Origin of the sequence: Cuniculiplasma divulgatum, from assembly GCA_031200235.1 — an archaeon.
Classification (GTDB): Archaea; Thermoplasmatota; Thermoplasmata; order Thermoplasmatales; family Thermoplasmataceae; genus UBA509.
The window spans coordinates 614,840-635,411 of record CP133595.1 but is presented as its reverse complement, the minus strand read 5'-3'; the positions used below and the strand labels follow the sequence as shown (position 1 = coordinate 635,411).

20 protein-coding genes and 1 other RNA gene are annotated in these 20,572 nt (G+C 47.3%); 10 read left to right on the top strand and 11 right to left on the bottom strand.

The window, feature by feature from the left end; all coding sequences use genetic code 11:
• Nucleotides 1–156: 156 nt before the first annotated feature.
• From RE469_03475 to rnhB, 4 genes are all read right to left on the bottom strand, one after another.
• Nucleotides 157–1,977 carry a chloride channel protein gene (locus tag RE469_03475; GenBank protein ID WMT45260.1) on the bottom strand — a complete coding sequence of 607 codons (1,821 nt, stop codon included), beginning with the start codon at nucleotides 1,975–1,977 and terminating at the stop codon, nucleotides 157–159.
• Nucleotides 1,978–2,145: 168 nt separating this feature from the next.
• The gene (locus RE469_03470; protein WMT45259.1) at nucleotides 2,146–4,008 is read right to left on the bottom strand and encodes an ATP-dependent DNA helicase; all 1,863 of its coding nucleotides are present in this window, start codon (nucleotides 4,006–4,008) and stop codon (nucleotides 2,146–2,148) included.
• A 15-nt stretch (nucleotides 4,009–4,023) separates the two neighbouring features.
• The gene (locus RE469_03465; GenBank protein ID WMT45258.1) at nucleotides 4,024–4,722 is read right to left on the bottom strand and encodes a tetratricopeptide repeat protein; all 699 of its coding nucleotides are present in this window, start codon (nucleotides 4,720–4,722) and stop codon (nucleotides 4,024–4,026) included.
• Between the two features lie 60 nt (nucleotides 4,723–4,782).
• Nucleotides 4,783–5,439: a ribonuclease HII gene (gene rnhB, locus RE469_03460; protein ID WMT45257.1), complete on the bottom strand. Its 657-nt coding sequence runs from the start codon at nucleotides 5,437–5,439 to the stop codon at nucleotides 4,783–4,785.
• Between the two features lie 62 nt (nucleotides 5,440–5,501).
• On the opposite strand from rnhB, the gene RE469_03455 reads away from it, so the two are divergent.
• Nucleotides 5,502–6,560: a polyprenyl synthetase family protein gene (locus RE469_03455; GenBank protein ID WMT45256.1), complete on the top strand. Its 1,059-nt coding sequence runs from the start codon at nucleotides 5,502–5,504 to the stop codon at nucleotides 6,558–6,560.
• Here the strand turns inward: RE469_03455 and RE469_03450 are convergent.
• Nucleotides 6,557–7,405 carry a tyrosine-type recombinase/integrase gene (locus RE469_03450; protein WMT45255.1) on the bottom strand — a complete coding sequence of 283 codons (849 nt, stop codon included), beginning with the start codon at nucleotides 7,403–7,405 and terminating at the stop codon, nucleotides 6,557–6,559. The genes RE469_03455 and RE469_03450 overlap by 4 nt on opposite strands.
• A gap of 295 nt (nucleotides 7,406–7,700) precedes the next feature.
• Between RE469_03450 and RE469_03445 the strand changes: the two genes are divergently transcribed.
• On the top strand, nucleotides 7,701–8,681 hold the full coding sequence (locus tag RE469_03445; GenBank protein ID WMT45254.1) for an alcohol dehydrogenase catalytic domain-containing protein: 981 nt from the start codon (nucleotides 7,701–7,703) through the stop codon (nucleotides 8,679–8,681).
• Here the strand turns inward: RE469_03445 and rpe are convergent, their stop codons facing one another.
• The gene (rpe, locus tag RE469_03440; GenBank protein ID WMT45253.1) at nucleotides 8,682–9,332 is read right to left on the bottom strand and encodes a ribulose-phosphate 3-epimerase; all 651 of its coding nucleotides are present in this window, start codon (nucleotides 9,330–9,332) and stop codon (nucleotides 8,682–8,684) included.
• Nucleotides 9,333–9,614: 282 nt separating this feature from the next.
• Between rpe and RE469_03435 the strand changes: the two genes are divergently transcribed.
• The 6 genes from RE469_03435 (at nucleotide 9,615) to hsp14 (ending at nucleotide 14,424) form a co-directional block, all read left to right on the top strand.
• A complete protein-coding gene (locus RE469_03435; protein ID WMT45252.1) occupies nucleotides 9,615–10,127 on the top strand; it encodes a hypothetical protein in 513 nt (170 codons plus the stop codon).
• 18 nt (nucleotides 10,128–10,145) lie between these two features.
• Nucleotides 10,146–10,460, top strand: a complete 315-nt coding sequence (locus tag RE469_03430) for a thioredoxin family protein (protein ID WMT45251.1) — start codon at nucleotides 10,146–10,148, stop codon at nucleotides 10,458–10,460.
• Nucleotides 10,461–10,744: 284 nt separating this feature from the next.
• Nucleotides 10,745–12,463, top strand: coding sequence for a methylmalonyl-CoA mutase family protein (locus tag RE469_03425; GenBank protein ID WMT45250.1), 1,719 nt, complete (start codon nucleotides 10,745–10,747; stop codon nucleotides 12,461–12,463).
• Nucleotides 12,414–12,884, top strand: a complete 471-nt coding sequence (locus RE469_03420) for a cobalamin B12-binding domain-containing protein (GenBank protein WMT45249.1) — start codon at nucleotides 12,414–12,416, stop codon at nucleotides 12,882–12,884. The genes RE469_03425 and RE469_03420 overlap by 50 nt, the downstream gene beginning before the upstream one ends.
• 6 nt (nucleotides 12,885–12,890) lie before the next feature.
• Nucleotides 12,891–13,826, top strand: coding sequence for a methylmalonyl Co-A mutase-associated GTPase MeaB (gene meaB, locus RE469_03415; GenBank protein ID WMT45248.1), 936 nt, complete (start codon nucleotides 12,891–12,893; stop codon nucleotides 13,824–13,826).
• Between the two features lie 217 nt (nucleotides 13,827–14,043).
• Nucleotides 14,044–14,424 carry an archaeal heat shock protein Hsp14 gene (gene hsp14 / locus RE469_03410; GenBank protein WMT45247.1) on the top strand — a complete coding sequence of 127 codons (381 nt, stop codon included), beginning with the start codon at nucleotides 14,044–14,046 and terminating at the stop codon, nucleotides 14,422–14,424.
• A 4-nt stretch (nucleotides 14,425–14,428) separates the two neighbouring features.
• On the opposite strand, the gene RE469_03405 is transcribed toward hsp14, so the two are convergent.
• From RE469_03405 to RE469_03385, 5 genes are all read right to left on the bottom strand, one after another.
• The gene (locus RE469_03405; protein ID WMT45246.1) at nucleotides 14,429–15,988 is read right to left on the bottom strand and encodes an AarF/ABC1/UbiB kinase family protein; all 1,560 of its coding nucleotides are present in this window, start codon (nucleotides 15,986–15,988) and stop codon (nucleotides 14,429–14,431) included.
• A 34-nt stretch (nucleotides 15,989–16,022) separates the two neighbouring features.
• Nucleotides 16,023–16,796 (bottom strand): glycosyltransferase, encoded by a 774-nt coding sequence (locus RE469_03400; GenBank protein ID WMT45245.1) that lies wholly within the window; start codon nucleotides 16,794–16,796, stop codon nucleotides 16,023–16,025.
• A gap of 26 nt (nucleotides 16,797–16,822) precedes the next feature.
• Complete coding sequence (locus RE469_03395; protein ID WMT45244.1) at nucleotides 16,823–17,014, bottom strand: hypothetical protein; 192 nt, start codon at nucleotides 17,012–17,014, stop codon at nucleotides 16,823–16,825.
• 52 nt (nucleotides 17,015–17,066) lie between these two features.
• Nucleotides 17,067–17,371: RNase P RNA component (gene rnpB, locus RE469_03390), an RNA gene on the bottom strand.
• A 64-nt stretch (nucleotides 17,372–17,435) separates the two neighbouring features.
• Nucleotides 17,436–17,600, bottom strand: coding sequence for a DUF2080 family transposase-associated protein (locus tag RE469_03385; GenBank protein WMT45243.1), 165 nt, complete (start codon nucleotides 17,598–17,600; stop codon nucleotides 17,436–17,438).
• A gap of 10 nt (nucleotides 17,601–17,610) precedes the next feature.
• Between RE469_03385 and RE469_03380 the strand changes: the two genes are divergently transcribed.
• Together RE469_03380 and RE469_03375 are read left to right on the top strand one after the other, a co-directional pair.
• Entirely contained in the window at nucleotides 17,611–18,600 is a 990-nt protein-coding gene (locus RE469_03380) for an ISNCY family transposase (GenBank protein WMT45674.1), read from the top strand.
• Nucleotides 18,601–18,737: 137 nt separating this feature from the next.
• Nucleotides 18,738–20,564: a hypothetical protein gene (locus tag RE469_03375; GenBank protein ID WMT45242.1), complete on the top strand. Its 1,827-nt coding sequence runs from the start codon at nucleotides 18,738–18,740 to the stop codon at nucleotides 20,562–20,564.
• Nucleotides 20,565–20,572: the final 8 nt, after the last annotated feature.

The window sequence follows — 20,572 nt, the reverse complement described above, 5'->3', positions numbered from 1 at the left end:
TATATGGATCAGTGCTAATTGGATTTCTACTTTTCTCCTGTATGGGAGAATGTCGTTTCCCGAAATCATGTCTGTTGCAGTGCCGGCAGCCTGCGTCGAATCGGGCAATTATTATGAAAAAATTGAATGGCGCTTCCGGCTGGGGAGAAGGCTGAATCAGCTGTTACCCCGAATCTGCATGTTCTTAATTTTCCTTACCTGTCTGTTGTATGCGTCTGCAATTTCAGAAAGCCCGATGGTTCCAAGGACTGTCTTCCCGTCAGAAGGGGAAACAACGACCAGCTTTCCCGTGGTGCTCTTTATAAGTGTGTCCAGTGCCACATGGATGTTCTCTTTGCTTGAAATAGTTAGGGGATTCCTGTTCATGACCTCCTCCACCTTGATTGATCTCAGATCTGAATCCGGGTTTATATTCTCCAGCGAAATCGTACCCTGAAGATTTCTGGCAAGTTCAACCACAACCATCTTGGTTTTCGTTGTTCTTAAAAGATTCAATGCCACGCTGAGATCATCATCCGGAGAAACCCATGGGTAGTTTCTCTGCATTGCATCCTCGACAAGCACTTCATCCATGACGGGTTTTTCATATTCAAGGGCATGTGCTGGAGAAGCTGATCTGTCCTTGACCTGAGCACTGTAAATGGAGTACTTTGGACCCGATACAAAGTACGAGACAGTGGTGGCCAGCATCAGCGGGAGGAACAGCGCAAATCCTCCGGTCATCTCCGTACCCATGATCAGTATTGATATGGGTGCTTTCGCTATGCCTCCAAAAAATGAGATCATGGCCACTATGGTGATCTCCACCACGTTGAGAAATGGAAAGAACGGATGTACAACAATGCCAATGGCTGCACCAAGGAATGCTCCCGTAACAATCCCGGGTGCAAAGACTCCTCCCGAGCCTCCGGATCCAATGGTCAGAGAAGTGGCCAGTATCTTGAGGAAGAAGAGAAGCAGGAGTATCCAGAGTGGAAGCAATTCCAGGTTCTGGAAGAAAATCTGCTGAACCCAGCCATACCCAAGGCCAAGTATCTGAGGAAACCAGATGGCTATTATGCCAACAAACAGCGCACCCAGTGCGGGCCTGAGCATTTTCGGGAATCGCCCCATCTTCCTGAAGAGTCCCTGTATGCCGTAGAAAGCCTTAACATACAGTATTCCGCCCAGCCCGGCTATTATGCCCACGGCAAGGTAAACAATCAGGGATTCAGGATGGGAAAATCCCAGGAGAACCGAGGAATCAGGGATAGTGAACAGTGGCTTGTAATCAAATAAGTAGCCAAATATTGAGTAGCCGACTATTGATGCTACAATGGAAGGGATCAGTGCCTCAACCTCGAAATCCTGGCGATACAGTATTTCTGTGCTGAGAAGTGCGCCCCCAAGTGGAGCCATGAATATGCTGCCGATTCCCGCACCTATGCCGGCAGCCATGGCTATTCTTCTGTCATGGTCGCTCATCTTGAACGCATCAGCAACGAAGGAGCCAAATCCGGCAGCTATCTGGGCAGTTGGCCCTTCCCTGCCTGCACTCCCGCCTGAGCCAATAGTTACTGCTGATGCAACAAGCTTCACAAGCGGGATCCGCCTGCGTATCTTTCCGTTATTATTATGGAATGCACTTATGGCAGCGTCGGTTCCATGTCCTTCCGCCTCTGGGGCAAACCTGTAGACTATGAAACCTGATATGAGCCCTCCAAGAACAGTGGAAACCGGTATCAAAAATGCCCTGAATTTACCAATTGTGTAGTCAGGCAAACCGCCAGAAGACCCAGTAGAAGGCGGATTAAATCCGGTGATGCCAAAGAGCATGTAATGTGTTACTAGCTTTATACTCTCATAAAGCGCAATGCTTCCCAGGCCGGCAATGATCCCGATGAGTGTACCTATAAACACCCATTTTCCAACGGACCCGCGGTTAACCATTGATACAACGGCATTCCAGACTCTATGTATAATGTTAAACCGCGCCATCACTTCTGAATAATTAAGAAATACAAAATATATGGGGTAGAATTTCCTTGTTCAATTAACCTTTAATATTGAATATAAACACAGTCAGCAGCAATATGGGCGAAGGAGCGTGTATAGGTTTAACTGATGTACGCTGATCTGCAATTCTTGGCTTAACATGAAATAGTCTCAGTGCGATTTGTTGATGAAGAATTGAGAAGCGTCTGCCGCAGGATTCCTGGAAAGCCTCATTTCAGGAATGTACTTCTTGAAATATGTTGCCCGCTGGTCCAGTATAACTGCAACACCAGTGTCGCTTTCGCTCCTGATGAGCCTTCCGATGGCCTGCCTCATCTTTATAACAACAGGGAATGTCACGGCGTATTCCCACCCTTTCCCGTATACGGACTGATAATAGGAATAAAGTGCCTTCTGCCTTGCACCCGGTCTGGGATAAGGAATCCCGGCCAGAACAACCACCTGCAGTTCATTGCCCGGAAAATTTATGCCTTCCGACAGGCGTCCTCCCATTACTGCGAGCATGGGAAGATTCTCTTTCCTGAACCTGTTCAGCATGGACATGAGATCGCCCTGGCTCTTGGCCTTTGTCTCAGCCAGATATTCAATGTCAAAGCCGATGTCGATTATCCTGTTCATGATGTTGTAGGATGTGAAGAAAATCAGTGCCTTTTTTCCTGTGGACCGCACGATATCCTGTATCTGGTTGCGCATGTTCAGTGCTTCCCTGTCGTCAAAGGAATCATATTTGGTTGAGATTCCGTCATAATAAAGGACAAGCTTGTTTTCTTCAGGAAATATGGAGGAAACTTTCCTGGTGGCAATTTCTGTGAATCCAGTTATGTTCTTGTATATCTGGAATGGTTCAAGAGTCCCTGACATGTGAATTGTCCGTGACATCCTGAGACTCTGGAGGATTCCGGTGGGTTCAAGGCAGAAAGCTTCCACTGTGCCATTGTTTTCGGAGTTCAGGATAGCCACGTAGCCCTCCTCCTCGCTTGCTTTCCATGACAGCACCCTGGACGCCAGGCTCAGTACATGGGATCTTGGGATTCTCCCCATGTCTTCCTTGCGCGTGGTGATGTTGTCGCCGAAGATATGGAACAGTGCAGCATATGACCAGAACTGATCCATCTTTATGCTCGCACCTATGGATGAATATTCAACCAGATCTGCAAATCGTATGCGAACCTCATCCTGTCCCTTCAGCATATCCCTGGACAGGTCCAGGATGCCGTTTCGAAGCGTTTCACAGAAGTCGGTGGCCCTGAACCTCTCCTGAAGTTCTGCATCCCCGAATTCCAGAGCTTCTTTTTCGGCAAGATTGATGCTGTTGATGGATATGGTGAAGGAGGAGACCTCCCTGGCAAGATCAGGAAGATTGTGCGCCTCATCAAGAACTATGACAAGATCCTCCCTTGCTACACCCCATCTTGATAAGAAGCGCTCGGCGACATCCGGATTCAGGAAGAAGGCATATGGTGCTATTGCTATGTCTGCCTTTGAGGCAGCCAGTTTCAGGGATTCATAGGGGCAGATCTCTGATTCCAGCCCGTACATCAGAAATTCCTCGGCTGTGGGAATTTCCGAGAATATCTTATCCATGTTTTCCTTCGAGTTCACCCGTGAATTGAAGAAACGGCACGCATTCTGGTCCCCTTCACGCACCTTCTTCTTTCTGCCGTTGCAGAACCTGGAGAGTGAATCCGACGAGAAGCTGTCTCCCTGCTCGATCTCCTGGTAGAGCGGGCAGAGGTTATGCCTTCCCTGAATTGGCACTGCCTTGAGGCCGGACTCCGGGGCAAGTATCCTGAGCTCCTTTATGACCTGTTCCTGCTGCGAGTTTGTTCTTGTGAGGTAAAGTATCTTCTTTCCAGAATCCCTGGCATATGTTATGGCAGCAACCAGTCCTGTAAGGGTTTTGCCTGATCCTGTGGGTGCCTCAATGGCAGCGCCACCCCTTGTCTTCAGTGAGTCAACAATGAACTCAACAAGGCTCTTCTGGTAATCCCGGAGTTCATAGGCAGCTTTCAACACATCACTACTGAATCAATTCATCTTGCTGGATATTTCTTTTTTCCTGTCGTTGAGCAGGGAAGGATCGGGCAGAAGCTTCTCCGCATCTTCAATGCATTTCATGGCAGACTGGAAATCTCCCATTTTCTCATATGCTTCAGACTTGGCCAGATAGTATTGATAATTGTCAGGAACTATCTTTATGGCAGCGTCCAGATCGGCTATGGCATCCCTGTACCTTCCCATTGACATGAGGATCTCATGCCTGCGGTAAATGAATATCTGGTCTGTTGTGTTCAGCTGTACTGCCCTGTTGAAATCATTCAGGGCCTCCTCAGGCTTCTTCAGTTTCCAGTACGCATTTCCCCTGTTGTAATAGTAGTCAGGAATGTCACCTTCTATTGATATTGCCTTGTTGAATGATTCAAGTGCCTTCTCCAGCTGCCCTGAGTCTTCATAGGCTGCACCTATGGCGTTGTAGTAGTCGGAATGATCTGGATCCAGCTCTATGCTTTTCCTGTAGTCCTTAATTGCCTGGTCCAGCATCTTCATTGAATAATAGGCCAATCCGCGGTTGAAGTAGAAATCCGGCTCATTCTCTATGAGTTTTATGGCCTTTGTGAACTCCTTTATGGCATCAGGGTACCTTTTCAGGTTGAAGTATGAAATGCCCCTCTCGTTATAGTCATCTGCCTGCTCCGATTTACCGGATGGTTTCAAAATATCTGACACAGTTCCCCCAGAAGGTTTGGATATATTAATGTTGACCGATTCCAAAACCTACAAACCGCCTCAGAACAGCCTTCCGGTCCAGTGGCGGGAGATAAGCCTCCTGTAAGTTTCCCAGTGCACACGTACTATGTCCGTTAAATCATCATTGCTGGAGATGCTTCGTTCAAGGAACGCTACGGTCCTGGGATCCGAGGGATACCCAGATCCAAAGTCGCCATAAGTCAGTTTCAGCTTCTCTATTTCGGAATCCCGCACGACCTTGGCTACTATGGATGCAGCGGACACCACGGGGAATAGCGCATCCGCCTTGTGTCTGCATATTACATTTTTGCCTGTCAGGGAGGAAAGCCTAGCCGTCAGCCGGTCCTCATTCACGTCGAAGGAATCCACATAATATGTGCCGGCGCAACCCGATTGCGCAATAAGGGTGACATATGCCTCCTCCTCGATCTGGTTAAGGGTCATGGTTTCCATCTTCCTGTTTATCTCCTGCGCCCCTATTATTTTGAAAGAATACTGGGATGCGGATTCCCTTATGCGCTGGAATATACTCTCCCTGGATGCCGGTGACAGTGTTTTGGAATCCCTGGCTCCAATCTCCTTCATTGCAGTGTTTGTTGCACAGAGCATAGCCACAACCATTGGCCCGATAACCGGCCCTCTGCCAGCCTCGTCCAGACCACATTCACAGTGTTCGCTTCTCCCGGGTTTCTCCATTGAGGGACATAACCCGACAAAGCGTTAAATTTTATGTAAACATAACATCACAGTCCATTGAGATGAATACATCGGATTACGATACGGAATTCAGGAGAATGAGAGATCGCGTTGATACAGAGTTGAAAGCGTATTTTGACTCAATGGGTGGAATGAAGAGCGATCCTGTATGTGTCACGGTCACGTCAATGATCAGGGATTTCACAATGAACGGAGGAAAGAGGATCAGGCCAATACTTGTGGTTCTGGGTCATGACCTCTTTGCCCCCCACGATGAGAGGGTATACAGGGCTGCTATTTCCATTGAGCTCACACAGACATACCTCCTGATTCATGACGACATAATGGATCAGAGCGAAACAAGGCGGGGCAAACCAAGCCTGCATGCTGCAGCAAGAGCACAGGTCACGGGTGTTGTCAGCGATCCCAGGCGCATATCGGAGAACATAGCAATCGTTGCTGGTGATCTAGCAGATTCGTACGCACATCAGGCTCTGCTGGGATGCGGCCTCCCTCCCAACGAAACAATGGCGGCCAACATGGAACTCTCCAGAATAATAGAGATGACCGGATATGGGCAGCTCATAGACATCAGCTCATCATACAACCCGGATTTTTCACAGAAGGACCTTCTACGGCTCCACATGCTGAAAACAGCCAAATATACCATCGAGGGCCCCCTCAGGATGGGCGCGCTTTTGAGCGGAACGGCCCAGAACATACTTCCCCTAAGCTACTACGGCACCCTTCTGGGAACAGCCTTCCAGCTTCATGACGATATACTGGGTCTCTTCGGCGATGAAAAGAAAACCGGCAAATCAATCAAGAGCGACGTGAACGAGGGAAAGAAGACACTGCTGATAATCAAGGCCATGGAGCGTTCCGGAAGTGAGGATGCTGATTTTATAAGGAAATGCATAGGTTCCGGAAACGTTTCAGATGAGGATTTCGACAGGTTGAGAAAAATTGTCATGGATTCAGGCTCCTATGAATATTCAAGAAACCTCATGACTAAACTCATAGAGAAGAGCAAGGAATACCTGGCACAGGTGCAGGGCAACACAGAAATCAAGGATTTTCTGGCCTGGTTTGCACACTATATAATTGATCGGACAAGCTAATACCTTGGCCGATGTTTTTCATACATCTCCTTGAGAGCGCTCTCGTCGATGTGAGTATATATCTCAGTGGTGTTGAGGCTGGCGTGCCCCAGAAGCTGCTGTATGAATCTTATATCGCCGCCATTCCTGAGTATGGCAGTGGCAAAGGTGTGCCTCAGGACGTGTGGCGTGACCTTCTTCTGAATTCCTGCACCTCTGGCTGCATTTCTTATGATTCGTTCAATTGTCGAAGTGTCAAACCTGTTTCCCCTGCGGCTGACCAGAAGCGATGGCGTATCGACATCAAGGATATTCCTGGACTTCAGATATTCCCTTATGAGGGAAACGGTTGTATCGGGAAGCAGCACTATCCTGTCCCTATCCCCCTTTCCGGACTTTACGTGCAGGATGCCTTCCTCAAGGTCCACATCCTCAGTGTTCAGGTGGCATAGTTCTCCCACCCTGATGCCGGTATTTGCAAGGATTGATACAATGAGCCTTGTTTTCAGCTCCTGGTTTTCATCATTCAGCATCAACCCCATTTCCCTTTCAGTGAGGTAGTTGGGGACTTTCTTTGATCTCTTTGGCGACGTGAGATTCCTTGGTTGGGGCACGTCCATGACCTTGAAAAAGTGCTTAATTGCCTTGATTGCCAGATACTGGCTGCTTTTTGAGTATTTTTTGCTGGTGGCAAGGTAATTCTTGAAGTTTTCAACATCCACAGCAGTGCACTGGGAGAGGTTTTTGCCAATAAAGTCAATGAAGATGGTGGCTAGAAATGTATATTCCTTTACTGTGTAAGGACTCTTCCTTTCCCCGATCATTATGGAGCGGAACCGGTCCACTTCGCTGCCATTCTGTTGCAATAACTGCACAAATGCAATATGTATAAAAACTTGCTGAGCAAGTCTACCGGCTGAGAGATAAAGCGAGCGGGTATCATGCCGTATTATGGCCGGAAATGTCCATCAGCACAGAAGCAGTGCGCAGATTCAATGCACGAAGATGCAGGACAGGGATAGAAAAGACGCGAAGAAGACACACATTTTTTAGAACATGGGCAGTTTTATGCGGAATTTTTACCGCGTAATCTCACCGATGCCTCCTATTCAAAGGTTCTCTGCCACAAACATGTTATATCTAAATTTCAATTTCTCAATCATGAAAGCAGTTTTTGTTGGTCCGAAGTTCGGGAATTCCGCAGTAAGGATAGAGGAGACCGGGATAGCTGATCCCGGCAGGGAAGATGTGCTGGTGAAAGTGGTTGCTGCAGGCCTCAATCCATTGGACTACAACCTCATAAATGGGAATATTGTGTACAATCTTAAGCCCGTGCCCCATATTCCAGGTTCGGAAGTGATGGGTATTGTTGAAAGGGATTCCAGATCATTCAAGAAGGGGCAGCGTGTTATGGTTTACAACAGGGTTTTCGACGGTACATGCGAAATGTGCAGAACTCACAGGGAACACCTGTGCACAAATGGAGGCATTTGGGGAGTGGTAACAAACGGCGGATACTCAGAGTATGTTACCGTCCCAGAGAAAAATGCAATTGTAATCCCTGACAGCATAGACAACGATACCGCAGTGAGCATCCCCATCGGTGCCCTTACTGCTTACCGGGCGCTCAAGAGGGCTGGGGCCTCAGCAGGGAAGAAGTTGCTGGTCTACGGTGCTTCAGGAAATACAGGGATATTTGCCATACAGTTCGCCAGGATAATGGGACTGGATGTTTACGGGGTATCTCGAAAGGAATGGGTCAGGGAATATGGCTGCACAGAAGTCTTTGGAGACGGCAAGATTCCGGACCAGTTCAGGGCAGATATTGTGATGAATTCTCTTGGATCACTGTTCTGGGATGATGCAGTGAAGCATATTCAAACAGGAGGAACGCTGGTCTCATTCGGGGTTCTCACAGGCAGGGAGGCAAAATTGGACATAGCTTCCCTTTACACAAGAGAAGTAAGCATCATTGGATCAACTGGCGGCGACCTGAAAGATCTCACAGAAACTCTGGAAATAATGAAGACACACAGGGTCAGGGTGCCGGTAGCGAAGCGATTCAACTTCAATGATATTGGTGCAGCTCTGGAGGAATATTCCAGAATAAGGGATGGCAGGATAATAATCGATTTTGCTTAATTAGTCCTGCTTCAGGTTTTTTAATATTCCAATTCTTTCCTGGATGTTTCCCGAGAAAATGTAGGAAGCTGAAACAAGGATATCTGCCCCGGCATCGGCGCATAACTTTCCAGTTTTATCGTTGATTCCACCGTCCACCTCTATCTCGGTATCCAGTCCGTTCCTCTCTATATATGATCTCGCCTCCCTGATTTTGTCAACCGTACTGCCAATGAATTTCTGGCCAGAAAATCCTGGATGCACTGACATCAGGAGAAGTATCCTTGACTCCGGAAGGAGAGGCAAAGCTTCACTCAGGGGGGTCTCCGGATTTATCACAATGCCGAATTCTGCGCCCGAATCAGCAATATCCTTCCTGAGTTTCTTGAAGTTTACGAGGCATTCAGCATGGATAAGAAGAATATCGGATCCTGCTTCTACAAATGATCTGTAGTACCGGTCCGGTCTTTCTATCATAAGGTGGGATTCAAGACGTTTCTTTGTCTTGCGCCTCACTGCACTGATCAAATCCGGTCCCATTGTGAGATTGGGAACAAAATGCCCATCCATGACATCAAGGTGATACGAATCTGCACCTGCCGCGTCACATTTTTCAATCTCTTCCCCCAGCACTTCCAGTCTTGAGGATATAATGGATGGAGAAATTTTCATGAAAGGTGAAGCAGCTGTTAATAGATTAACTTATAGACTGGCGATATTCAGACTAGGGCTCCAGCAGCACTTTCGTGCTGCCATTCAATGATTCATGGCAATGACTGTACGTCATCAACATAGTCACCGCATCCAGCTATCTTTCTTTATATAGTCCACCGCAGGGGCAATATGATGAGACTCCGGTAAAATGCACCTGATCAATATATTACTACAAATCATAATATATCCACAGATGTATCGAAATAGTTATATCCCAGTGGTCACATGAGTGTTATTATCATGGGAACAAACGAAATTAAGAAAATTAATACGATTTCAGGAAAATCGTTCGAGGAGGTCAGGAACCAGCTGCTCAGAAGAACCATCAGACTGAAGGAAAGGGTGTCCCAGAGGTACGAAGAGCTCTACAACCAGTCCATGCTGGACCACGTAAAGAAACTCCTGGACGACCTGAAGAAAAAAGAAAGCGAGGATATAAGGCTCATAAGAAAGGCCATGGAAACAGGGACTATGAAGATGGGGGCAAATGATTCAACAGGCATTGATTACGGCATGCTTGATCATATTCTCTCCAGCGACCTGGATGATCCGAATCCCAACGATCTGGGAAGCGTTCTTCTTTCAGCAATTAAGATGTCCAATGATCTCCAGAAGGTGCTCAGCATAATGTCGGAGGAATACAAGGGCCCATCTTCAAGCAATGTTTTCAGGAAACTTGCGGAACACGAAACAGAGAACAAGAACAGGCTGTCAGAAATTTACGATGAGATGATCAATAAAGATTATTGGTGATCTTCACATTTCCATAAAGTGTTCAGTGAAATCGATCTTCCGCAATTAAAAAATATTATCCGAGAGGGTAGGACATTTATTCTTGACGTAAAGGCCGACTGGTGTCACCCATGCCGTATGATTGAGAAATACCTGATCCCACTCAGTTCTGAATATCCTGAAATGGACTTCTATTCAATAGATTATGAAAAAGATACGTCAGTTTTTGATTTTCTTGAAATAGGGACCGTTCCGTACCTCATTTTATTTAACAGGGGGAAAATAGAGCGGCGTGTGCGGGGATATGTGCGGGAAGATACTTTCAGGACAATCATTAAAGAAACATATCCTTGATTTTCCGGAATATTCGGATATTCGCTGTAGTTCCGGCCTGTGAACCAGATGAACCGGAATTGCGGGCATGGCATGTGCACGAGGAATTCATTCTAATCGTCGCCAGGGCAAAACGTGTTTTCTGGCTTCCGCAAATGTTCACAGAGTCTTCTGCACACCGTGGCACCAAATCATGTGAATGCAGTTCTGATTACCAGTCAGATTATGGAACAGAAAAAAATAATTGCCGGAAATCCAGAAGGCTATCACTAAAAAGTTTTAATTTCCGTTTGGCTTATTGTATTATGTCCGACCCGCAGAATTATTATTCCAGAAAACTTGAAGAAATAAGGCATACGATTCCAAAATCCAATGAGGATTATGAAAGATGGAAATCAACAACTCTTGATCCGTGGAACAGCAAAACTAATTATGTTGACGGAGAGCATACCAACTCTTCAGGCATTCCCATTAAGGAATTTTACTCCAGTGCCGATCTTCCGCAGGATCTTGAAAAGAATCTTCTGGGCTACCCCGGTGAGTTTCCCTTCACAAGGGGAGTTTACCCAAATATGTACCGTGGGCGGCTCTGGACAATGAGGATGTTCTCGGGCTTTGGAACGCCGGAGGATACCAACCGCAGGCTGAAATACCTAATAAAGCACGGCGAATCTGGCTTAAGCATAGCATTCGATATGCCCACTCTTTATGGATTCGACTGCGACAATCCCAGGTCAGACGGAGAGATTGGCAAGTGTGGGGTTAATGTAACTTCCCTCAAGGACATGGAGATCATATTCAAGGGCATCGATCTCAGCAAGGTAAGCACCTCAATGACAATAAATGCGCCAGCAGCAATACTCACGGCCATGTATATAGCTGTTGGAAAAAAGAAGAAGATTCCTGTGTCAGATCTGGCCGGCACCGTGCAGGCAGACATACTGAAGGAATACATCGCGCAGAAGGAATGGATATACCCGCCGGAGGCACATCTTCGCCTCATAAGGGATATGATGACCTACTGTACGGAAAATATGCCAAAATGGAATTACATCAGCATCTCAGGTTACCATATACGTGAAGCCGGGTCAAGTGCCGCGCAGGAACTGGCATTCACACTTGCGGACGGTTTCTATTACGTGGATATGGGAATCAAGGCCGGCCTGGCAGTGGACGATTTCGCGCCAAGGCTCTCATTCTTCTTCAATTCATCAATAAACTTCTTTGAGGAGATTGCCAAGATGAGGGCCGCCCGCAGGATATGGGCAACAGTCCTGAAGGAGAAATACGGTGCCAAAAAATCCAGAACTCTCCTGCTCAGGTTCCACACACAGACATCAGGTTACACACTGACATGGCAGCAGCCCCTGAACAATATTATAAGGACAACAATAGAGGCAATGGCAGCAGTTCTTGGAGGAACGCAGAGCCTTCACACAAATTCATACGACGAGGCATGGGCCCTGCCCTCCGAGGATGCAGTTAAGATCGCACTGAGGACGCAGCAGATAATTGCTGAGGAAACTGGGATTCCTGATGTCATAGATCCGCTTGGCGGATCTTATTACATGGAGTGGCTCACCAACAGGATGGAAGAGGAGGCCTACAGGTATTTCGACGAGATTGAGAAGATGGGCGGCATACTTGAGGCGGTGAAGGCCGGCTACATACAGAAGGAAATTGCCGCCACCTCGTACAGGAGGCAGATTCGCCTTGAGGAGGGCAAAGAGGTGATGGTTGGTGTCAACAAATACACTGAGAAGGAGGAGCAGCCTCTGAACATCCTGAAGATAAGCAAGGCTGCCCAGAAGCAGCAGCTTGACCGCATAAAGGCTGTCAGGAAAAGCAGGGACGAAAATGATGTGAGGAATGCCCTGGATCAGCTGGAGGAAGCAATGAGGAAGGATGATGTTAATACCATGCCGTATATACTGAAGGCAGTTGAGGCGTACGCAACCATAGAGGAGATTTCAAATGTCGGAAGGAAAGTCTTTGGAACCTGGAAAGAACCAGTCATTGTTTAATGAGCGGCCCATAAAGATTCTGCTTGCGAAGCCTGGAATCGACGGTCACGACAGGGGAATACTGGTACTGGCCAAGGCATTCAGGGATGCGGGCATGGAAGTGATATATGCCGGATTGCTCCCAACTCCGGAACAGGTCGTGGATACAGCTATCAATGAGGATGTTGATGTGGTTGCCCTCAGCCTGCTCAATGGCGCCCACATGACAGTTTTCAAGAAAGTTGCAGACCTTATGAGGGAAAAGGGCGTGAAGGACATAGCAATTGTTGGAGGCGGTACCATACCGGATGCTGATAAACCAAAGCTGGAAAGGATGGGCATTTCCGGGAATTACGGCCCGGGAACCCAGATTTCAGTCATAATTGATCACATCAGGAAACGGGCTGAGGAAGTAAGGAAGCTCAAGAGTGCAGGTCAGTGATACCCGGTGCTTGACAGTCTTGTTTCCGGCATATTTAATGGCGATGCCAGATCAATATCCAGAGCCATAACAATTGTTGAGAATGATGGCGATTCAGATACCGTGAGAAATCTTATCAGGGAAATTTTTCCCCGGACAGGAAACGCCCACATCGTTGGCATCACAGGTCCCCCTGGCATAGGGAAGAGCACCATGATTGGGCGAATATGCTCGCTGCTCTCAGAACAGGGGAAGAAGGTATCTGTTGTTGCCATCGACGCATCAAGCCCCTTCACCGGCGGATCTCTACTGGGAAACCGGATCAGGATGCAGGAATCCCTGACAAAGCATGGGGTTTTCATGAGAAGCCTTGCAAACCGCGGGCTGACTGGCGGGCTATCCAGATCAATATGGGACACCGTGAAGATACTGGACGCTGCAGGCTCCGATTACATAATTGTTGAAACAGTGGGGGCGGGACAGGCGGATCTGGACATTTCAAACCTTGCTGATACTGTGGTTGTTGTGCTTGGGCCAGGACTTGGCGACGAGATACAGGCCATCAAGGCCGGAATCATGGAAATAGGGAACATATTTGTCATAAACAAGATGGACAGGCAGGGGGCATACATAGCCATGAAGGACATAGAGGAAACCCTTGCCATGATGCCAAGAGGAGAATGGAAACCGCCGGTGGTGGGCCTGAACTCCATGAATGGAGATGGCTACGACAAGCTTCTGGATCTCATAGACAGGCACAGGGCTTTCTCACTGAACCACCCTGAGGTCAGAATGAGGAAATTCAGGACGGAATTGCAGATGCACATAGACGAGGAACTGAGGCGGAAATTCAGGAAGGATATATCAGGCATACTGCAGGATGACATCAGGATCAGAAGATATCTGGAAGATCGTGTGGATCCCTATTCCGCTGCGGAAGGCATTGTAGAGGAAATAGCATAATTTCAGCTCCAAGGGAATTCTTTTTCCTGAAGCAATTACGCTCTCCCTGTGTTTTTCATGGCACGGCTCTGACAAAGCCAAAATCAAGTGCAGCTATGAAATCCATGTGCAAAACTTTCCTTAAATATCGTAATCCTGGAAGCTCTGCCACTTTAAGGATGGCGTGATTTCTGTTAGGAAAGGTTAAATACAGCGTACCAATTTTAAAATGATAAATATGTACAACCCGCTTAAGTATTTCACAGGAGAAGTTGCAAAGAACCTCTCAGACAGGGCCAAGGAAATAATGACTTTTCTATATCCGCCGGTCACAATGTATGAGGAATCTGGCGAGATTGTCATTGAGGCCGATCTACCCGGGTTTGACAAGAAAGACATAACGGTCAGGCTGGAGAAGGATTCACTCACCATATCAGCTGAAAGAGAAGTAACCACGAAAGGCGTTGTATACATGGACCAGAGGCCCGACAGATTCATGAAGAGGATCAAGCTTCCGGTTGAGGTTGACCAGGATGTGAACTATTCAGCCAAATACACCAATGGCGTTCTGGTAATCAAGATACCTGCCAAGGGTGTAAAGACCATCAAGGTGGAGTAAACACCTACTTTCTTACCAGGACAACCAGAAAACCAACAAGGTCAGCAGCTATGGCCACTCCAGCAAGGAGCGGCCTCTGAACCATGGTCAGGACCGACGCTATTAGCACGGATCCAAGGAAAATTGATGCGGGGATCTTCCTGTCAACCTTTCTTGGTGCTGGCTGTTCACTTTCCTCAAGACGCCTCTTGAGAAGTGGAAGTGCGTCTATGCCTTTTTCCAGGGACGTTACTGTTTTCTTGACGAAATCCCGCAGCTGCCTCCTGTAAAGCTCATCAAGCAGGCCTTCCCTGTAGAGGAGCTCTCTGAGAATCTTCACGAACTTGAATTCAGGATCAAGCTGCAGGCACACTCCTTCAAGAAGGGAAGACATCCTCATGTAGAGGACAAGGGACCTTGGAAGTCTGAAGGGGAATTCGAAAATCACATTGTTGGCAATCTCAAAGAGTTCCCTGACTTCGGCTTCGTCAGGGCTCCTCCCGTAGAAATTTGCAATGGCAAGTTCCATGCTTTTCCTCATGATTGCACGGTTGGCTACAGGGGAAAGTGCCCCCATGGAGATCAGGGCATCCATTATTGCATCAGGATCGGTGTTCACCAGGCCGTCATAGAGTGAGAGCAGTGAGAAACGTGTCTTGCTGTCAAGTGTGCCAACCATACCAAAGTCGTAGAGTATGATTCGGCCATCCGGCATGACTGATATGTTTCCTGGATGCGGATCTGCGTGGAATATATCGTCGCGGAGAAGCATTCTCATGAATGTAAGGTCAAGCCTCCAAGCTAGGTTCTTCAGGTCTATGCCTGTCGCACTGAGCTTCTCTACGTCAGTGATTTTTATGCCGCTGACATACTCAAGGGTGAGGACTTCCTTGCTGCTCAGTTCAGGAATGATCTCAGGCACCACAATGTTTTCTCTCCCCTTCAGGTTTTTCCTGATTCTCTGGGCATTTGAAGCCTCCTTCCTGTAGTCCACCTCATCGTAAATCCGGGAGTTGAAGTCACTGACAACATTCATTACGCTCAGGTAGAGAAAATTCTCAACATGTCCCCTGGCAAGTTTCAGCATCCTGTTAATGATATACAGATCTCTGCGGAGGATGTTTTCAACATCTGGACGGTTCACTTTGACCGCAACCTCCTTTCCGTTGTAAACTGCCCTGTATACCTGCCCCAGGGAAGCGCCTGATATCGCCTCTGTATTGAAACTGTCAAAGCGATCCGAGATGGGACCGAGATTGCGCTCAATTATTGGCTTAACTTCAGCGAAAGGGGCGGGTGGAACCTCATCCTGAAGCTTCTCAAAGGACTTTATATATTCCCGGGGAAGAAGATCCGGCCTTGCGGAAAGGACCTGGCCGAGCTTGATGAAGGTGGGACCAAGGCTTATGAACGCATTTACGGCTTTCACGCCGTTCCTTTCACGCCTGTAGCTCCATGTCGATTCCTCCTCGCTCTTGGCCTCGTCCCTGTCCTTCAGGTATCTTCTGAAAACTGGATATAACTTGAAGAATATCCTTATCTCAGATCTTCTTACCCCCTTCAGGACATTATCTTCAAACTGCATTCAGGCTCCCATTACCTTTTATAATAATAGGTTTTCAGGGATATTTTCCCCCGCGTATAATTGCATAGGCATACCCCAGAGACCCGAAGCCGAGCCTCAGCAAATTCATCAGGCCATGGTTTTCCCTGAGCGGTTTTCCCTTAGTCACAAGATCCCACTCATTTCTGTGCTTCCTTCTCAGCTGGTATCTTCCATATCCGTTCCAGAATGCCTGTTTCAGGAATGCGCCAGTTCCGGACCTGGTGCTGTTGTGTACCGTGCAGCCGCTGCAGGTTTCCGCCCTGTATCCATGGGAAACAGCCCTGAAGTTAAGGTCTATGTCCTCGGCCGTCACAAAGGATTCGTCAAATCCGCCCAGTTTCAGGAATGTGTCTTTCCTGTAGCAGAGGTTTGCTGAGGGCGAGGTGATTTCAAATCCATTAACAAACAGCTTGACCCTCTCCAGCCTGAATTTTTCAACGCCTGTGGGAATGGTATTTCCTGCTATGACATCCGCACCTGAAGCAGTGGCTCTTTGGTATGATTCAATAAGGTCAGAAGATGCGGTAACATCTCCATCCAGGAACAGGACGTAATCGCCTCTGGACAGTTGCACGCCGAGATTCCTGCCGCCTCCCCTGGAACTTCTCTCCCTCCTGAAGACTATGGGGAGAAATTCCGAATAATGCTGGACAACATCAGCCGTGTTATCCTTACTGTATGAATCTACTATTACAATCTCGTGGCCACTACACTGACCCCTCAGGCTGTCCAGAAGAAGAGGAAGATTCTTTCCCTCATTCTTTGTGGTAACAACTATGGATATCAAAACCTTCTATGGCTCCACAGGGGCCATCAGACCCAGTCCATTCTGTCCACTTCCCGATCCTTCTTGGTCTCCTTCTTGTATTCCTTGTAATGTTCCTTGCATAGGTGCACCTTTGTGCGCTTCTCGTCTATGGTGAAGACCTTCTTGGCAAGCTCAGCAGGAACGGTTTTAAAGCTTGGATTATGGCAGCCCTGAACCTCACACATCTTCTCAGGCATAACTATCACGCACGTAGACCTTGTATGTATATATTAATTGGGTTTGCTGGAGAAATGCCCGGAGTAAGCCCCTTTCTGTTACCCCTTTCGGGCTGGCAGCATTCGACTTTCGCCATATGGCTGCGTCTTACCCGGCCCTCTCGGTGACATCATAAGGCCTGTTTAGACTTTCTCCTTCCAGGAAGGGTTTCCATCGGTTATTCCGAGAACGTCATCCTGAGAATCATCCTTTGTCGGAGCCGTATTTTTCTTTTCCCTGAACCGTCCCTCCCGGGGCACTGACTTGCGGCAGTTGGAACTCACCGTGGAGAGGGGACTTTCCTCACTCTTTCGAGCGTAAGCTGCCCTCGGGCTTTTCTCCAGGTCTGTATCTCATACCATATAAAAATTATTTCTATGCCAGACTTCGGGACAGAAGTCGTCACTCCTGGTCTTTTTCAATTATGAGATAGGCCTTCTTTCCCAGGAATTCCTTGGGGCAATCCACCTTTGCTCCTGATCCGAATTTTGTCACAACTTTTTCCATATAGGCTTGAATGTTTCTTACAGTAATCTCATTGGCCTCAACAACCTGAACCTTCTTCACAAATGTATATATATTCGGTATATATCATACTTTCGTGATCACCCAGGATCAGTACGAGGCATTCAGGGATAACATCAACACACTGATAGAAGAGTACAGGCAGAAATTCTCAGTGCCGGTGATCTCAGATACAAAGAAATATGAGGAAATATACAGGAAAAGACTTCTTGGAATGTCAGTGGAACTCAGATCCATGATCGATCATGCATCCTCCATTGCCATAAATGAATATGGCAGGCCATCTTTACTGAACGCTAAGGAGAAAGCATTCATACTCCTGACAAAGGAGATAATGAAGCTAAGCAACAGGAGAATGGCATATGGGCTGCCGCTGTTTGGAATTGACAGAATCATCTCATACAAGACCGTTGAAAGGCTCTATTCAGATCCCCTTGTTATCATGATACTGAACAACCTCTTCATTGAAACACTGAGGAAAAAGGAGATCGGGAAATGTGATGCTGCTGGCGATGGAACAGGCTATTCCCTCACTGTAACCAAGCATTACCGATCAATGAGGGAGAAACATGGAGAATCCGTAAAGAAAGGGCAGTTCGTCTATTCATTCGCCCTGATGGACCTCAGTACAAGGATGTACATTGGGTATGCCGTCTCCCTCAGATCGGAGAGGGACGCATACATGAAAGCCCTGGACATGATCGCCAATCTGAGGATAGATCTGGAAAGCATCAGGCTGGACAGATACTATTCTGGACAGAGCATACTTGATGACTTCTCTGAAAACACAAGGATATTCATCATACCGAAGAAGAATTCCAGAATAAGGGGGCCATGGGCATGGAGGCATATGATCCTTAGGTTCATGAACGATCCCATAGCATACCTGAGGGAATACTTCAAAAGAAGCAACTCCGAGGCAGGATTCTCCTCAGACAAGAGATCGACAGGGCACATGATATTCCAGAGAAGAAAAGATCGTATAGAGACCTCAGGATTCTGCAAGGGACTTCTGCACAACCTGATGCTTGTGAATGGGTAGGGCTACTTATGTCCCAGAGTCTTCTATGCCAGGAAAATCTATATTTTTATCTGGAGCCTTATTTCCCAAGGTCTACGGAATATTGAGCGCTGAGTTGTACCTATAAGTTTATATTTACATCTTGTCATCAATGGAGTATGAACAGTAAGATGATCATGGTCCTTGCCATGGTGGTCATAATGTCCGGAAGCGCGGTGGCCTTGGCTGGCGCCTATGCTACTTCGCCTCCTGCTCCCGCTGTCAAAAGCATCGGGAATTATTCATTTGATTACTACGGCAACGGAACCATCACAAACGTAAGCTATTCCGGAAGCGATTCCGTGGGAAATGTAATCCTTGCAACGGAAGTAACAGCCAGTGGAAACAACCTTTCATCACTGAGCGGGTACACTAATCTTCAGGACAACCAGGCTCCATTCAGTATAAAAAACATGACCTTGATCTCCGGACAGGATTCCAACTCCCTCATCATGATGACTGCATCTTCAAGCAGCCAGGCAAAGCAGGTTTTCACCTTCAATGGCACAGTGACAAAGATATCAGGAACTTTTGATATGAAGAACTCCGACAGTTTCTCTGGAATGTTCTCAATGCAGAACGGCATGTCATTCTCTTCTTCGCTCACTCTTTATGAACTGACAAACCAGAACTTCAGCGGTTATTTCATAAGCAATGGAGCAACCCAGACGCTCACCTCATCGCACAATTCCATCAGCGTATCCAGCAATTCTGGTATCCTGATTTCTGGCTTTGTAGCATCGGGCAACTTAAAGGATATCATGGAGAAGTACATGCACGAGCACGATTACGGGAACAGATTCACCTACAACACTTCAACCGGTAACGTCACCGGCAGATTTGTGAACTTCAATTTCAACAATAAGACCGGCGTCATAAGCAACTATTCATCGAACGGCTCATACCATACCCTGATATTCAACAGCATAGTATCAGCAGGTAACGGCTCCATTGGAAACGCATCCATGTTCCCTGCATTCAGGACAGGAATCCCAATGACCTATGGAAGCCTGTTCTTCTATGCCAACAGCTCTTACATATATACAGTGCACGACAACCCGGCCCTCCAGCTGGACATGATACTGAATAACGGCACAATGAAGCTCAACATATCAAGCAGCCTCACAATAACTAACCTGAGCAGGATTGGAGGAGTTGCTAGCCCCCAGATCCACATGAACGCAACATCTGTCACACAGAACCTGAGCACACAGGATGGAGCACAACTTGAACTCGAACAGCAGTTCCAGCGCGGAACTTACCTTTACTACATACACAACTCAACCTTCAGGGGAATGCTTGGCATATCAGGCGGAAATGTTACGTTCAACGCAACCGACAACATAATCACAATAAAGACATCTGAAGTGGCAATAGTGCATTTCCTTGCCCCTCCAGGACTTAACAGGGTTCCAGCGGGAGTATTCTCCCATGTGGAATATGCAATGGAAAAGGGCAGGGTGGCAGCACAGGTGGCAATAGATTCGCTTAACAACACAGCAGTGAACTACACAATGATGCTGAACAATTCAGTGTCCATGAAGATAAACTCAATTGCAAACGGAAAAATCCAGATCGCAGTAGGGTCATCTGAGCACGCCGGCACTAACCTTGTTTTCTTCATTAACCAGAGCTACATGAACTCAGGTAAGGTATACGTGTACTTTGACGGACACCTGGCAAACCTTTCCTCATCCATCGGCACAGCAATCAACGCAACAAGCAGCACGTCGGCTTACTATGGATACGAACAGGTCAACGGGGGATACCTGGTTGTCATTCATGTACCGCACTTCTCTAACCATACGATTACAATAACCGATTCCATCATATCAAGCAGTTCAGGACCTTCCCCGCTTCCGCTAAGTGCTCTTGATCTTGCAATAATAGCTGTTGTAGTTGTGGCAGTCATAGCAGGTATTGTCCTGGCGGTAAGGAAGAAATAAAATTAGAG

Coding starts and splice junctions, on each gene's coding strand:
- RE469_03475 (WMT45260.1), bottom strand. CDS start 1,977: ATGGCGCGGTTTAACATTATACATAGAGTCTGGAATGCCGTTGTATCA.
- rnhB (WMT45257.1), bottom strand. CDS start 5,439: ATGGAGAAACCCGGGAGAAGCGAACACTGTGAATGTGGTCTGGACGAG.
- RE469_03455 (WMT45256.1), top strand. CDS start 5,502: ATGAATACATCGGATTACGATACGGAATTCAGGAGAATGAGAGATCGC.
- RE469_03445 (WMT45254.1), top strand. CDS start 7,701: ATGAAAGCAGTTTTTGTTGGTCCGAAGTTCGGGAATTCCGCAGTAAGG.
- rpe (WMT45253.1), bottom strand. CDS start 9,332: ATGAAAATTTCTCCATCCATTATATCCTCAAGACTGGAAGTGCTGGGG.
- RE469_03435 (WMT45252.1), top strand. CDS start 9,615: ATGGGAACAAACGAAATTAAGAAAATTAATACGATTTCAGGAAAATCG.
- RE469_03425 (WMT45250.1), top strand. CDS start 10,745: ATGTCCGACCCGCAGAATTATTATTCCAGAAAACTTGAAGAAATAAGG.
- RE469_03420 (WMT45249.1), top strand. CDS start 12,414: ATGTCGGAAGGAAAGTCTTTGGAACCTGGAAAGAACCAGTCATTGTTT.
- hsp14 (WMT45247.1), top strand. CDS start 14,044: ATGTACAACCCGCTTAAGTATTTCACAGGAGAAGTTGCAAAGAACCTC.
- RE469_03405 (WMT45246.1), bottom strand. CDS start 15,988: ATGCAGTTTGAAGATAATGTCCTGAAGGGGGTAAGAAGATCTGAGATA.
- RE469_03395 (WMT45244.1), bottom strand. CDS start 17,014: ATGCCTGAGAAGATGTGTGAGGTTCAGGGCTGCCATAATCCAAGCTTT.
- RE469_03375 (WMT45242.1), top strand. CDS start 18,738: ATGAACAGTAAGATGATCATGGTCCTTGCCATGGTGGTCATAATGTCC.